We start from the raw sequence: 13,499 nt of genomic DNA on the forward strand, positions 1-13,499 counted from the left end.
AGGTAGGTCAGGGATCGGGAAATTGACAGGGATGCAGGGACAAACCGACCAGAACAGCCGGCGCAGACGCGGGTTCGAAAGGGCCTCGGCGCTGCTTGAGGGACGCATCCGGCGCGTGGGCGAAAAACGCGGCTTTGCGGTCGCGCGGCTTCTGACCCACTGGCCCGAGGTGGTCGGCGACGAGACCGCCCGGATCTGCCGCCCGGTCGAGGTGCGCTATGGCCGCGACGGCTTCGGCGCCACGCTGACCCTGCTGACCACCGGCGCCCATGCGCCGATGCTGGACATGCAGAAGGACGCCCTCCGCGAAAAGGTGAACGCCTGCTACGGCTATGCCGCCATCGCCCGCATCCGCCTGACCCAGACCGCTCCGACGGGCTTTGCCGAGGGCCAGGCGGCCTTCGCCCCTGCCCCGAAGCCGCCCGCGCCTGCCCCCGATCCCCGGACCGCCGCCGCCGCGTCGGATCTGGCGGTCGAGGTTCGGGACGAGGGGTTGCGCGCCGCCCTGCAAGACCTCGGGACCAGGGTTCTGTCCCGTTCGAAACGCTAAGGAGACCGCTTCGATGATCCGCAAACTGACGCTGTCCTTCGGGCTGGCCGCGCTGACCACTCTGGGTCTGGGCGTTGCCCCGGCCTCGGCGCCACTGCTGTCCTCTGCCGCCTGGGCCGAGGAGACGCCCGATGTGACCCCCTTCACCATGGGCGACCCGAACGCGCCGATCGAGCTGGAGGAGTTCGCCTCTTTCACCTGCGGCCACTGCGCGCATTTCCATGAGGACGTCTTCAAGCGCCTGAAGGCCGATTACATCGACACCGGCAAGGTCCATTTCACCTATCACGAGGTCTACTGGGACCCCTACGCGGTCTGGGCCGGTCTTCTGGCGCGCTGCGGCGGCGAGATGCGGTTCTTTGGCATCGTCTCGATGCTGTACGAAAAGCAGAAGGACTGGATCGACCCGAAGGACCCGCAGAAGACTTCGGAAAACCTGCGCCGGATCGGCCAGACCGCGGGGCTGAGCGAGGATGCGATGAACCAGTGCCTCAGCGATGCCGCGCTGGCCAAGGCGCTCAGCGAGACCTCGGACAAGACGGTCGATGCGGCCGGTGTCACCGGCACGCCCTCGCTGGTGATCGACGGGCAGCTTTACAAGAACATGAGCTATCGCGATCTCAAGAAGATCCTCGACGAGAAGCTGGCCGGCTGAGCCTATGCCTGCGCCCCTGTCCGGTCTGAAGGTCGTCGAACTGGCGCGGATTCTGGCCGGCCCCTGGGCGGGCCAGATCCTGGCCGATCTCGGCGCCGAGGTGATCAAGGTCGAGGCCCCCGAGGGCGACGACACCCGCCGCTGGGGCCCGCCCTTCGTCACCCGCGAGGATGGCGCCCACGAGGCCGCCTATTTCCACGCCTGCAACCGCGGCAAGCGCTCGGTGACGGCCGATTTCCGCACCCCCGAGGGCCAGGCGCTGGTCCGCGCACTGGTGGCCGAAGCCGATATCGTCATCGAGAATTTCAAGGTCGGGGGCCTTGCCAAATACGGGCTCGACTATGCCGGGCTGTCGGCGGTCAATCCGCGGCTGATCTATTGCTCGATCACCGGTTTCGGGCAGGACGGGCCCTATGCCCATCGCGCGGGCTATGACTACATCATCCAGGGGATGTCGGGGCTGATGTCGATCACCGGCGAAGTCGACGGCCAGCCGCAACGGGTCGGCGTCGCGGTCGCCGATGTCTTCACCGGCATCTATGCCGCGACCGCGATCCTTGCGGCCGTGCATCAGCGGGCCGAAACCGGCCGGGGTCAGCAGGTCGACATGGCGCTGTTCGACGTGGCGACGGCGATCACCGCCAATCAGGCGATGAACTACCTGACTACCGGCACCCCGCCCGGCCGGATGGGCAATGCCCATCCCAATCTCGCCCCCTATCAGGTCTTCAACTGCGCCGACGGCCATGCCATCGTCGCGGTGGGCAATGACGCACAATTCGGCAGGCTCTGCGGCCTTCTGGGCCTGCCCGAACTGGCCGAAGACCCGCGTTTCGCCAGCAATGCCGACCGGGTCGCCCATCGCGAAGCGCTGACCGCTGCCCTGACACAGGCGACACGGGTGCGGACCAAGGCCGATCTGCTGGCCGCCTGCGAGGCCCGGGGCGTGCCCGCCGGGCCGATCAACCGCATGGACGAGGTCTTTGCCGATCCGCAGATCCGCCATCGCGGTCTGGTGGTCGAGAATGACGGCCTGCCGGGCGTGCGTACCCCGATCCGGTTTTCCGAGGCCGAGTTGACGCTGGACCGGCCCGCCCCCCGGCTCGATCAGGACGGCGCCGAGATCAGGGCGGCGCTCAGCGCCCCAGCTTCAGCCGGTCGAACGCCGCGTCGATAGCGCCCCAGTCCTCCAGCTCCAGCCGCACCGGCAGGGTCAGCACCTTCTGACGAAAGCTCGCGGGCAGCCGCACCGCATCCTTCTCTGTGGTCACAAGCTGCGCGCCCAACAGCTTCGCCTCGGTCTCGAGCCGGGTCATCAGCGCGGAGGTCAGCGGCTGGTGATCGTCCAGCGCCTCGGCCCGCAACAGATCGGCGCCGAGGCCTCTGAGCGTCGCGAAGAACTTCTCGGGATGGCCGATCCCGGCAAAGGCCAGCGCGCGTAGCCCCTGCCAGTCCATGCCCGTTGGCAAGGCATGCAGCGCTCCCGCGAGGCGCGGCACATGGATCTCGCGGCCCCAGGTGTCGGTGAACTGGCGTTGCGCGGTCCCGGTGCCGATCGACAAAAGCAGATCGGCCCGGCGCATCCCGGCCGCGACCGGCTCGCGCAGCGGCCCGGCCGGGATGGTACGGCCATTGCCGAAGCCCTTGGCGGCATCGACCACCACCAGCGACAGATCGGGGGCCAGCGCGGGGTTCTGGAACCCGTCATCGAGCAGGATCGCCTCGGCCCCGGCCGCGACCGCCGCCCGCGCGCCCTCGGCCCGGTCGCGGGCCACCCAGACCGGCGCGAAGGCCGCGATCAGCAACGGCTCGTCGCCGACATCGGCGGCGTCATGGGTCCGTTCCTCGACCCGGACCGGCCCGGTCAGCCCACCGCCATGACCCCGGCTGACCACATGCACCGCGACCCCGCGCGCGATCAGCCGCATCGCCAGCGCGATCACCGTGGGCGTCTTGCCGGTGCCGCCCGCATTGATGTTGCCGACGCAGATCACCGGCACGCCCACCCGCGCGCGCGGTCCCTTGGCCAGCCGCCGGGCCGTGGCCCGGGCATAAAGCCGCCCCAGCGGGCCCAGCGCGCGGGCGGCAAGGCCGGGCCGGTCGGGGGAGGCGTACCAGAAGGCCGGGGCCTGCATCAGACCGCCTCGGCCATGTCGAGCGCCTCGATCATCCGCCGCACGACGCGCTCGGTTGCCATCGTGCCCTGGGTCGAAACCTCCCAGGCGGCGCGGGCCATGGCGGCGGCACGGTCGGGCGCCAGCACATCGACCAGGACCTCGGCCATCGATCTTGCGTCCTGCACCGTGCGGGTCGCCAGCGCGTTCGACAGCCGCCGGTAGTGGTCGGGATGGGCCCCGGTTGCCGGGCCGTGCAGGATCGCCGAGCCCAACGCCGCCGCCCGGTAGGGATCGGGTCCGGTATTCGCCCCGAGCGTTCCGCCCAGAAAGGTCACCGGTGCCAGCCGGAGCCAGAGCCCCAGCTCGCCCTCCGTATCGGCAACATAGATCTGGGTTTCGGCCGAGGGTTCCTCGTCGTCGGACCTCAGCGCCACGTCCCAGCCATCCTCGCGCAGATCGGCGGCCAACGCCGGGCCGCGCGCCGGGTCCTCGGGGGTCAGGATCATCAGCAGGCGATGCGCAAAGCGCGTGGCCCCGGCATGTGCGGCGATCACCACCGGTTCCTCGGCGAAGGGAACGCCGGCCGCAAGCCAGGCCGGACGCCCGCCCATCAGCCCGGCCAGCACGTCGCGTTCGGCCTCGCTGCAGCCCAGAACCGCGCTGCCTTCGGACAGCGGCCCGCAGGGGCTGATCTGCCAGCGCGGCAGGCCCAGCGCGCGCAGTTCTCCGGCGGTGCCGGGACTCTGGGCAAAGATCCGGTCGAAGCGGCGCAACAGGCGCCGGGTGCCGCCGATCCCGACCCGCCAGCGGCTGTGCCAGGCGCGCGGCAGATCGCGCGTGATCAGGAAAAGCGCGGTGCCCCGGGCATGGGTCAGCGAGATCAGCGTCGAGGGCAGGTGATCGGGATAGAAGACGGCGAGATCGGGCCGCCACAGATCGAGAAAGGCCGTCACGGCCCGGTGCCCGTCGGCGGGAGCGACGGCGGTGATGGTCTGCGGCAGGCCGCGCACCGTTTCCACCCAGGTGGGCGGCGCGTCGATGCCGGTCACCAGCACCCTCAGCGCGGGCTTTTCACGCGCCAGTTCGCGGATCAGTTCCACCGCCGCGGCCTGTTCGTCGGGCGGCGGGTTGTGCAGCCACAGAAGCGGCCCCGCGGCGTCGGTCCCGGGGTCCGCCCCGGCCGCGCCCTGCCTTGCGGTCGTTGCGCCCGATCCGGGCTCCGGTCCCGGGTCGGGGGTCAGCGCCCTTTCCGGGCCGGGGTCGGGGCCATCCATGGGCATGATCTCGGGCGCGGTCGCCGTCATCGGTTCGGGTCTGGATCAGGCGCCCAGCTCTTCGGTCGGGCCGGCTTCGACCTCCTCGTCGCGCAGGCGGTGAATATGGGCGATGAAGTAGCGCATATGGGCATTGTCCACGGTCCGGTGCGCCTCGGCCTTCCAGGCGTTGTAGGCGGACTCGTAGTTCGGATACATCCCGACGATATGAATGTCGTTGACGTTCTTGAATACGGTATGCGTCGGATCGACGAGTTCCCCGCCGAAGACGAGGTGCAGGCGCTGGGTCATCTTGAGCCTCCGGATTGTTCCCTTCCGTCCGCGCGCACCCTAGACCAAGCCCGGGCGCGGCGGAAGGCCACATCGCCGGCCGCAGACCCGGCACGGGCCGCCCCGGTCAGGCCAGCCGCGACAGGATCTCGGCATGCAGCGCGGGCGGCGCGGCGACGATCCCGCGCGACAGCGGCGGCGCGGTGTTGTAGATCAGCGGGCAACCGCCAAGATCGGTGACGGCGGCCCCGGCCTCGGTCAGGATCAGGCTGCCGGCCGCGGTGTCCCAGTGCCAGCTGTCGCGGATCGTCAGCATCGCGTCGTAGCGCCCCTCGGCCACCAGGCACAGCCGGTAGGCCAGCGAGGCGCGCAGGGCGCGATGGACATGCGGCACCGGCCCGGCCCAATGCTCGGGATCGAACGCCGGGCGCGTGGCCAGCACCGAGGCGCCGTCAAGCGCGGTCCGCGCGCTGGGGCGGATCGAGGCGCCGTTGAGATAGGCGCCGCCACCCCGGATCGCCGAGTAAAGCTTGTCGCGCATGGGCAGGAAAACCACCGCCGCGACCACCCGACCGGCCTCGGCCACCGCGAGCGCGTGGGAAAAGCTGCGATCGCCCTCCAGAAAGGCGCGGGTGCCGTCGATCGGGTCGACGATGAAGACCCGTTCGGCCCCAAGCCGGGCCGGGTCGTCCTCGGTCTCTTCCGACAGCCAGCCATAGCCCGGCCGGGCCGCGGTCAGCATCTGCCGGAGGCGACGGTCGATGGCGATGTCGGCTTCCGAGACCGGGCCCTGATGGCCCGGCTTTTCCCAGGTTTCGGGGGAGGTGCGCCAGTAGCGGCGGGCAATCTGTCCGGCCTCGAGGGCTGCCGTGGTCAGCAGCGCGAGATCAAGCGCCGGCAAGCGTCATCCCCTCGACCAGAAGGCTGGGGACGCGGCGCGACAGGTGATCCCGGGCGTCGTTCGCGGGCCGCAGGCGGCGCAGCATCTCGGGCAGCTTTCCGGCGATGGTGCATTCGTTGACCGGATAGGCGATCTGGCCGTTCTCGACCCAGAAGCCCGAGGCACCGCGCGAATAATCGCCCGTGGTCGGGTTGATCGTGCTGCCAATCAGCGAGGTCACCAGAAGCCCGGTGCCCATCTCGGCGATCAGCGCCTCGCGACCGACCTCGCCCGGGGTCAGGGTCACGTTGCCCGCCGCCGGAGAGGGCGGCGCCGAGACCGATCGCACCGCATTGCCGGTGCTCTCCAACCCCAGCTTGCGGGCCGACCCGAGGTCCAGCACCCAGCCGGTCAGCACGCCGTTCTCGACCAGCGCGCGGCGCGCCGTCGGCAGACCCTCGGCGTCGAACGGGCGCGACCCGGCGATCCGCGGCCGGTGCGGGTCCTCGATCAGCGACAGGGCGGTCGGCAACACCTCGCGGCCCAGCAGCTCGCGCGCCCAGGACCCGCCGCGCACGATGGCGCCGCCATTGATCGCCGACAAGAGGTGCCCGATCAGCGAGGCCGAGATGCGTTCGTCGAACAGCACCGGATAGGCACCGGTCCGGGGCCGCCGCGCGCCCGCCAGCGCCGCGGCGCGTTCGCCCGCGATCCGGCCGATGTCGTCGGGCGCGGGCAGTTCGGCCTGAAAGGTCCGCATCTCGGAATGCCAGTCGCGCTCCATCCCGCTGCCCACGCCGCTGATCGCGACGCAGGAGACCGAGCGGCTGGTGCGGGCATAGCCGCCGACAAAGCCGTTGCTGGCCGCCATCAGCATCCGGCGGTGACCGTAACCGGCGCTGGCCGACTGCACCTGGGCCACGCCCGGCACGGCACGGGCCGCGGCCTCGGCCCGGCGGGCGTCGTCTTCCAGCGCCGCCGGGTCGGGTTCGGGGGACGGATCGGCCAGATCGAGCGCCTCGGCATCGCGCCGCGCCGCCAGCTGGGCCGGGTCGGCAAGCCCCACGGTCGCGTCCTCGGGGGCCTCGCGCGCCATCGCCACGGCGCGGGCGGCCATCTCGGCCAGGGTTTCCGGGCGGCTGTCCGAGGACGAGACGCAAGCCTGCCGCCGTCCGATCAGCACCCTGAGCCCCAGTTCGATCCCTTCCGAGCGTTCCGCCTGTTCCAGCCGTCCGTCGCGCACGTCGATCGACAGCGAGGTGCCCTCGGTCACCAGCGCATCGGCGGCCTCGGCACCGGCCTTGCGGGCGGCATCGAGCAGGGCCTCGGTCAGCGACGGGATGGGATCGGACATGGGGCCTCCGGATCGTGGATCTTGGGGTCTGCTAATGGGGACGACCTGCCCGCGCAAGACGGCGCGGGCAGGTCGGAAGGCTGTCAGACGGGGGGCGCCGGCCGGCTCAGCGCAACCGCTGGCCGTTCGCCAGGACCTGGCCCTGTCCGTTGACGGTGATCTCCGAGACCATCGTGTCGGGGCCGTCGCCGGGCCGCGCGAACATGCCCATCATCATGCGCAGGCCCATCGCCTGATCCTGCGGGATGAGCCCCATCGCGACCAGCTTGTCCATCAGCCCGTTACCGCCCGCCAGCCGGAGCGACAGCGTGCCCTCGGGCCGCGCGATGCCGCTGAAGGTCACCTTGTCGGCGTTGTCGAAGGTGAAATCGCCCGATCCGGTCAGGTCGGCGCCAGCGACCTGCAGCCGCAGATCCTTGACGTTCAGCGCATGCAGCTCGGCCGGGACGTCGTCGCTGGACGCGATCGCCGGGTCGGTCAGATCGGCCAGCCAGCGCGCCTTGCCCGCCAGATCGACGATCAGCGTCGCCGGATCGCGCGGCAGCTGGCCGGTCGGATCGAACAGCGCCCAGACCTCCTTGCTGACCGTCACGCCGGCAAGCCGCAGCCCCAGCCCGAAATCGGCCGGGGTCTCGGTCTGCATCAGCGGCATCTCGAAATGCGCGCCGGTCTCGGCCATCTGCAACTCGACCTGCGGCATCGGCAGTTTCGGCGTCGACAGGGCGACGCGGGTGTCCTTGCCGGTGAGGTCATAGGTCATGCCCGTGCCGCCCAGATCGAAGCCGATCCGGCCGGAATTGGCCGAGACCTCGACATGGGTCGGATCGTCCGTCTCGGTCACATCGAGCGTGTAGCCCATGGCGCCATGGGTCAGTTCGCCCTGCGAGGTGAAGCCGGCCCGCAGCATCTGGGCAAGCTGGGTCGGATCGCCTCCGACCGGCATCCGGCTGTCCGAGCTCGAGGCGACGTCATGGACGCTGCCGACAAGGCTCACATGAGTCCCGTCGTCGGGATCGGTCGCGGCAAAATCAAGCTTGACCCGGTCGGCCTCGAAGCCGCTTTCGAAGCTCCGCATCTCGCCCTGGCTCTGGGCATAGTGACCTGACATGCCGGACACCGTCATCCGGGCCTCGACATCGACCGGCTTGGTCCCGCTGACACGGTCCAGCGTCAGCGTCACCTCGGGCGCGGTGACGTCCTGTTTCAGCGCCTCGGGCGTGCCGCTGGCCACCATTTCGAAACCGGGCTGGCGCACGGTGAAATCGAGCCCGGTCACCTCGCCTTCGGCATTGCGGATCTCGACCGTCAGCGGATGGGTCTCGGGCATCCGGATCTCGACGCTGCCATCGCCGCGTTCGGCGAAGGCGACCTGACCCAGCCCCACCCGAACCGACCCGCCCTGCCCGTCTTTGCTTGCGACCTGCAGGTCCTCGACCGTCAGCGTGGTGCCGCTGCGGCTTTCGCGGCCGGTCATGCTTTGACCCGAGCCCTGGGCGATGGCCTTCCAGGCCGTCCAGACCTGATCGGCGGTCACATCGGCCGACGCGGGCAGGGCCAGGCCGAATGCGGCGGCGATGGCCAGGGCAGAGGCCGTTTTCAGGGACGTCATGGCAAACCTTTCATCCTGAGGATTTGGCGCAAACATCGGTGCTGGCTCGGGGCAAGTCAACGGCACGTTGTGCTGGCGCGCCGCGGCCGGGCGGGATAGATCTTGGGGTCGCAGACCGTCGAGGGAGGGCACCATGACCGACATGACAGGCAAGAGCGTCCTGATCACCGGGGCAAGCCGGGGGATCGGGGCCGCCGCCGCCCGGGCCTTTGCCGAGGCCGGGGCGCATGTGGCGCTGGCCGCGCGCAGCGAGCAGGCCATCGCCACCATTGCGCAGGAAATCGCCGAAACCGGCCCGCGCGCCATCGCCATCGGCTGCGACGTGGCCGAATTCGGACAGGTCGCCGACGCGGTGCGCGCGACCGTTCAAGCTTTCGGGAGGATCGACGTCCTGGTGAACAATGCCGCCGTGATCGAGCCCATCGGGCGGCTCGACGCGGTCGATCCCGAGGACTGGTCGAAGGCCATCGACATCAACGTCAAGGGCGTCTTCCACGGGATCCGCGCCGCGCTGCCGGTGATGGCGGCGATGGGCGGCGGCACCATCCTCAGCATCGGATCGGGCGCCGCGACCAGTCCGCAGGAGGGCTGGAGCGCCTATTGCACCTCGAAGGCGGCGGTCGCGATGCTGACCAAATGCGCCGATCACGAGGGCCGCGGCCAGGGGGTGCGCGCGCTGGCGCTGTCGCCCGGCACGGTGGCGACCGACATGCAGAAGACCATCCGCGACAGCGGGGTCAACCCGGTCAGCCGGCTCGACTGGTCCGAACACATTCCGCCGGCCTGGCCCGCGCAGGCGCTGATCTGGATGTGCGGCCCGGATGCCGACGAGTTCCTGGGCCAGCAGGTGTCGCTGCGCGAACGCGCGATCCGGCGCCGCGTGGGGCTGCCGACATGATCGGGCTCCGGCGCGAGGGCGGTCTGTGGACCGTGACCCTTACCCGGCCCGAAAAGGCCAACTCGCTGACCCGCGACATGCTGGCCCGGCTTGAGGAAATCGCGCTCGAGGCCCAGGCCGAAGGCGTGTCCGTCCTGGTGCTGACCGGCGAGGGCAAGGTGTTCTCGGCCGGCGCCGATCTTGACGAGGCGCGGGCGGGGCTCGCGACCGACGGGGTCTGGGAACGGGTCTCGGCCGCCATTGCCGGGCTCGACGCGCTGACCGTCGCGGCGCTGAACGGCACGCTGGCGGGGGGCGCCTTCGGCATGGCGCTGGCCTGCGATTTCCGGATCGCGGTGCCCGAGGCGAAGTTCTTCTATCCGGTGATGAAGCTTGGCTTCCTGCCCCAGCCCTCGGACCCGGGGCGGTTGACGGCGCTGATCGGTCCGGCCCGGGCCAAGCTGGTGCTGATGGGCGGCGCGAAGCTGTCGGCCGACGAGGCGCTGGCCTTCGGTCTGGTCGACCGGCTGGTCCCGCGCGAGGAGCTGATGACCGCGGTGACCGAGCTGACAGCCGACGCTCTGGCCGCCCGGGCCGAGCATCGCGCCGCGATCAAGGCGCTTTGCGGCGGGCGGCGGGGCTAGGTCCGGCGGTCAGGACCCGTCCCGGCCTTTGGCCGGGGCCACCGCCGGTCCCTGTTTCGACAGCTGCACCGCCAGGATCCCGGCCATCACGATGGCCACCCCGGCGATATCGGCAGGGCCCAGCCGTTCGCCCAGCAGAAACGCCGCGATGCCGACGCCGAAGAACGGGCTGAGGAAATGGAAGGTCGCCGCGCGGACCGCGCCCACCCGGCGCACCAGCAAGAACCAGACCCAGGTGGCCACGAGGCTCGGGAACACCACCGTGTAGGCAAACGCCAGGATCAGCGGCCAGCTCCAGTCGATCTCCCAGCGCTCGCCGGTCAGGACCGCGGCCAGCGCCAGCGCCGCCGCGCCCACCAGCATCTGCAGCCCCACGATCATCAGCAGATTACCGCCCGACGCGGCCGTACGTACGGCCAGTGTGGCCACGGTCAGGGCCAGCACCGCGGCCAGGGTCAGCCCCAGCCCCAGCGGGTCGACCCCGCCCGAGATCCGGCTGCCCATGATGACGGCGACGCCCGCAAAGCCCACCGCAAGGCCCAGCGCCCCGAGCGGCCGCAGCCTCTGGCCCAGCGCCATCCAGCCGAACAGCGCCACCAGCAGCGGCATGGTCGAGGCGACGATCGCCGCCATCGAGGCCTCGAGCGTCTGCATGGCAACGTAGTTGAGCCCCAGATACAGCGCGTTCTGGCTGAGCCCGAAGACCAGCGTGCCCCGCCATTGCGGCCGGGTCAGCCGCCAGCTTTGCCCCAGCGCCAGCGCGATGCCAATGCCGATCAGTCCCGAGACCAGAAAGCGCAGGCACAGCGCCGTCAGCGGCGGCGCCGCCCCGACGATGATCCGCCCCGAACTGAAGGCCGAAGCCCAGATGAAGGCGAAGGCCAGTCCCATCGCCAGTGCGCGGATGTCCATTCCCCCTCCCGGGATGTCCCCCCCAAACAAAAGGGCCGCCCCACGGGGCGACCCTCGATCCCTTCGGCCGTGAAGCCGTACGGCGGGTCAGCCGTTCACGCTGTCCTTCAGGGCCTTGGCGATGGTGACTTTCACCACCTTGTCGGAGTCCTTCTTGAACTGCTCGCCGGTGGCCGGGTTGCGCACCATGCGTTCGGGGCGTTCGCGGCAGTAGATCTTGCCCACTCCGGGCAGGGTCACCGAGCCGCCAGCCGCCACCTCGCGGGTGATGATTGCCGTCATCGCATCGAGGGCGGCAGAGGCGGTTTTCTTGTCGGCCTCCATCTCCTCGGCGAGGGCCGCAACCAGCTGGGTCTTGGTCATGGGTTTGGCCATGTATGGTCTCCTCGTTCCTGCCCTCTATTGGGGCTAATCGGGCGCATTTAACTCGCTATTGCGGTCCCACACAACCATTTGTGGGGGGCACAGCCGTATTTCATAGCGCTCTGCGACCGTTTTCCCCGCATCGGCGGGGATGCGCAAGTCGAAGCGCATCGCGGCGGCGCTTTTCCGCGTCGCGAGCCACCGGAAAGGGGCCAAAGCGGCGGGCATCGCAGCGGCCGGCGCCACGGCCGCCCGCCCGGCATTGCGCAGCCAAGGGGCCGGACCCCGGCGATTTCCCCTGAATACGACCGCATCCCGCCCCGCGCCACGACTGGATTGACGCAGCGTCACCCCGGATCGCAGGGCCGCGCGCCGCCCGGATCAGAGAAACGCGGTTTCCTCGAAGCTGCGCAGTTTCCGGCTGTGGATGCGCTCGAGCGGCATGTCGCGCAGAAGCTCCATCGCCCGGACCCCGATCGCCAGATGCCGCGCGACCTGGGTCTTGTAGAAGGCCGAGGCCATGCCGGGCAGCTTCAGCTCGCCATGCAGGGGCCGGTCCGACACGCAAAGCAGCGTGCCGTAGGGCACCCGGAAGCGAAAGCCGTTGGCGGCGATGGTCGCGCTTTCCATGTCGAGCGCGATGGCGCGGGATTGCGACAGCCGCTGCACCGGGCCGGTCTGGTCGGACAGTTCCCAGTTGCGGTTGTCGATGGTCGCGACGGTGCCGGTGCGCATGATCCGCTTCAGCTCGTAGCCTTCCAGCCGGGTGATTTCCTCGACCGCATCTTCCAGCGCGACCTGGATCTCGGCCAGGGCCGGGATCGGCACCCAGAGCGGCAGGTCGTTGTCCAGCACATGATCCTCGCGCAGATAGCCATGGGCCAGCACGAAATCGCCCAGACGCTGCGAATTGCGCAGGCCCGCGCAATGGCCCACCATCAGCCAGGCATGCGGACGCAGCACCGCGATATGGTCTGTCGCGGTCTTCGCGTTCGAGGGGCCGACGCCGATATTGACCAGCGTGATCCCCTGCCCGTCGGCGCGTTTCAGGTGATAGGACGGCATCTGCGGCAGCTTGGCGGGCACCGGCAGCGGCGCGTCGGGGGCCGTGATCTCGGTATTGCCGGGACCGACGAGCGCGGTATAGCCGCTGGCCGGATCGGCAAGCGCCTGCCGGGCCAGCGCCTCGAATTCCTCGACATAGAACTGGTAGTTGGTGAACAGAACGTGGTTCTGGAAATGCTCGGGCGCGGTCGCGGTGTAATGCTCGAGCCGGGCCAGCGAGTAATCCACCCGCTGCGCGGTGAAGGGCGCCAGCGGACGCGCGACGCTGTCGGGCTGGGCCAGCGTGCCGTTGACGATGTCGTCATTGGTGGTGGTCAGGTCCGGCACGTCGAATAGATCGCGCAGCGGCACCTCCAGCGCGCCGTCCTGCGGGACCGTGACCCCGGCGCTGCCCATCGCGAAATGAATCGGGATCGGCGTGGCCGAGGGGCCGATCACCACCGGCTGGCCGTGGTTTTCCAGCAAAAGCCCGATCTGCTGGCGCAGGTAGTTGGCGAAAAGATCGGGCCGGGTGACGGTGGTGGCATAGGTGCCGGGCTCGGCGACATGCCCGAACGACAAGCGGCTGTCGACCTGGGCATAGCTGACGGTGGACACGCGGATTTCGGGATAGACCGCGCGAAACCGCGCATGGGGGGCCTCACCGGACAGGACCTCGGCAAAGCGCGCCCTCAGGAAACCTGTCGAGGCCTCGTAAAGCGCGACCAGACGCTCGACCGCGGCGGCGGCATCGGTGAAGGCCTCGGGTGCGGGCAGGTCGGGGCTTGAGAGGGGCGGGTCGCTGTAGTCCGGCATGGGCGGGTCTCCGGTCGGCTGGGTCGGGGGACGGGGTCGGATCAAGTGTCACGCTTCGCGCCCGGGGCGCAAGCCCTGCCCGGCCGGTCCCTCGGGCCCGAGCCCGGTCCGCAAACGGAGCGGGCCGACAGCCC

General features: G+C 70.1%; 14 protein-coding genes. 5 read left to right on the top strand and 9 right to left on the bottom strand.

The window, feature by feature from the left end:
- The first annotated feature begins 31 nt into the window (after window positions 1-31).
- Genes C8N38_RS18745 through C8N38_RS18755 form a run of 3 tightly spaced genes read left to right on the top strand, consistent with a single transcriptional unit; the run spans window position 32 to window position 2,382 of the window.
- Entirely contained in the window at window positions 32-550 is a 519-nt protein-coding gene (locus C8N38_RS18745) for a DUF721 domain-containing protein (RefSeq protein WP_108028661.1), read from the top strand.
- A gap of 13 nt (window positions 551-563) precedes the next feature.
- The gene (locus C8N38_RS18750; protein ID WP_108028662.1) at window positions 564-1,205 is read left to right on the top strand and encodes a DsbA family protein; all 642 of its coding nucleotides are present in this window, start codon (window positions 564-566) and stop codon (window positions 1,203-1,205) included.
- A gap of 4 nt (window positions 1,206-1,209) precedes the next feature.
- Window positions 1,210-2,382, top strand: a complete 1,173-nt coding sequence (locus C8N38_RS18755; protein WP_108028663.1) for a CaiB/BaiF CoA transferase family protein — start codon at window positions 1,210-1,212, stop codon at window positions 2,380-2,382.
- On the opposite strand, the gene lpxK is transcribed toward C8N38_RS18755, so the two are convergent.
- From lpxK to C8N38_RS18785, 6 genes are all read right to left on the bottom strand, one after another.
- On the bottom strand, window positions 2,342-3,340 hold the full coding sequence (gene lpxK, locus C8N38_RS18760; RefSeq protein WP_108028664.1) for a tetraacyldisaccharide 4'-kinase: 999 nt from the start codon (window positions 3,338-3,340) through the stop codon (window positions 2,342-2,344). The two genes, C8N38_RS18755 and lpxK, sit on opposite strands and share 41 nt — an antisense overlap.
- On the bottom strand, window positions 3,340-4,626 hold the full coding sequence (locus tag C8N38_RS18765; RefSeq protein ID WP_108028665.1) for a 3-deoxy-D-manno-octulosonic acid transferase: 1,287 nt from the start codon (window positions 4,624-4,626) through the stop codon (window positions 3,340-3,342). Before C8N38_RS18765 ends, lpxK begins: the two co-directional genes overlap by 1 nt.
- Window positions 4,627-4,641: 15 nt before the next feature.
- Window positions 4,642-4,887, bottom strand: a complete 246-nt coding sequence (locus C8N38_RS18770) for a DUF4170 domain-containing protein (RefSeq protein ID WP_108028666.1) — start codon at window positions 4,885-4,887, stop codon at window positions 4,642-4,644.
- Between the two features lie 106 nt (window positions 4,888-4,993).
- Window positions 4,994-5,767 (bottom strand): inositol monophosphatase family protein, encoded by a 774-nt coding sequence (locus C8N38_RS18775; protein WP_108028667.1) that lies wholly within the window; start codon window positions 5,765-5,767, stop codon window positions 4,994-4,996.
- The gene (locus tag C8N38_RS18780; RefSeq protein WP_108028668.1) at window positions 5,754-7,100 is read right to left on the bottom strand and encodes a TldD/PmbA family protein; all 1,347 of its coding nucleotides are present in this window, start codon (window positions 7,098-7,100) and stop codon (window positions 5,754-5,756) included. Before C8N38_RS18780 ends, C8N38_RS18775 begins: the two co-directional genes overlap by 14 nt.
- A gap of 106 nt (window positions 7,101-7,206) precedes the next feature.
- On the bottom strand, window positions 7,207-8,709 hold the full coding sequence (locus C8N38_RS18785; protein WP_158272394.1) for a DUF2125 domain-containing protein: 1,503 nt from the start codon (window positions 8,707-8,709) through the stop codon (window positions 7,207-7,209).
- 133 nt (window positions 8,710-8,842) lie between these two features.
- Between C8N38_RS18785 and C8N38_RS18790 the strand changes: the two genes are divergently transcribed.
- Window positions 8,843-9,607: an SDR family oxidoreductase gene (locus C8N38_RS18790; protein WP_108028670.1), complete on the top strand. Its 765-nt coding sequence runs from the start codon at window positions 8,843-8,845 to the stop codon at window positions 9,605-9,607.
- Window positions 9,604-10,230, top strand: coding sequence for an enoyl-CoA hydratase/isomerase family protein (locus C8N38_RS18795; RefSeq protein ID WP_108028671.1), 627 nt, complete (start codon window positions 9,604-9,606; stop codon window positions 10,228-10,230). The genes C8N38_RS18790 and C8N38_RS18795 overlap by 4 nt, the downstream gene beginning before the upstream one ends.
- A gap of 9 nt (window positions 10,231-10,239) precedes the next feature.
- On the opposite strand, the gene C8N38_RS18800 is transcribed toward C8N38_RS18795, so the two are convergent.
- The 3 genes from C8N38_RS18800 to C8N38_RS18810 form a co-directional block, all read right to left on the bottom strand.
- The gene (locus tag C8N38_RS18800; protein WP_108028672.1) at window positions 10,240-11,142 is read right to left on the bottom strand and encodes a DMT family transporter; all 903 of its coding nucleotides are present in this window, start codon (window positions 11,140-11,142) and stop codon (window positions 10,240-10,242) included.
- An 87-nt stretch (window positions 11,143-11,229) separates the two neighbouring features.
- The gene (locus tag C8N38_RS18805) at window positions 11,230-11,517 is read right to left on the bottom strand and encodes an HU family DNA-binding protein (RefSeq protein WP_075783917.1); all 288 of its coding nucleotides are present in this window, start codon (window positions 11,515-11,517) and stop codon (window positions 11,230-11,232) included.
- Between the two features lie 369 nt (window positions 11,518-11,886).
- Complete coding sequence (locus tag C8N38_RS18810; RefSeq protein WP_108028673.1) at window positions 11,887-13,365, bottom strand: AMP nucleosidase; 1,479 nt, start codon at window positions 13,363-13,365, stop codon at window positions 11,887-11,889.
- Window positions 13,366-13,499 lie beyond the last annotated feature (134 nt).

This window comes from Rhodovulum kholense (genome assembly GCF_003053725.1).
Taxonomy (GTDB): domain Bacteria; phylum Pseudomonadota; class Alphaproteobacteria; order Rhodobacterales; family Rhodobacteraceae; genus Rhodovulum; species Rhodovulum kholense.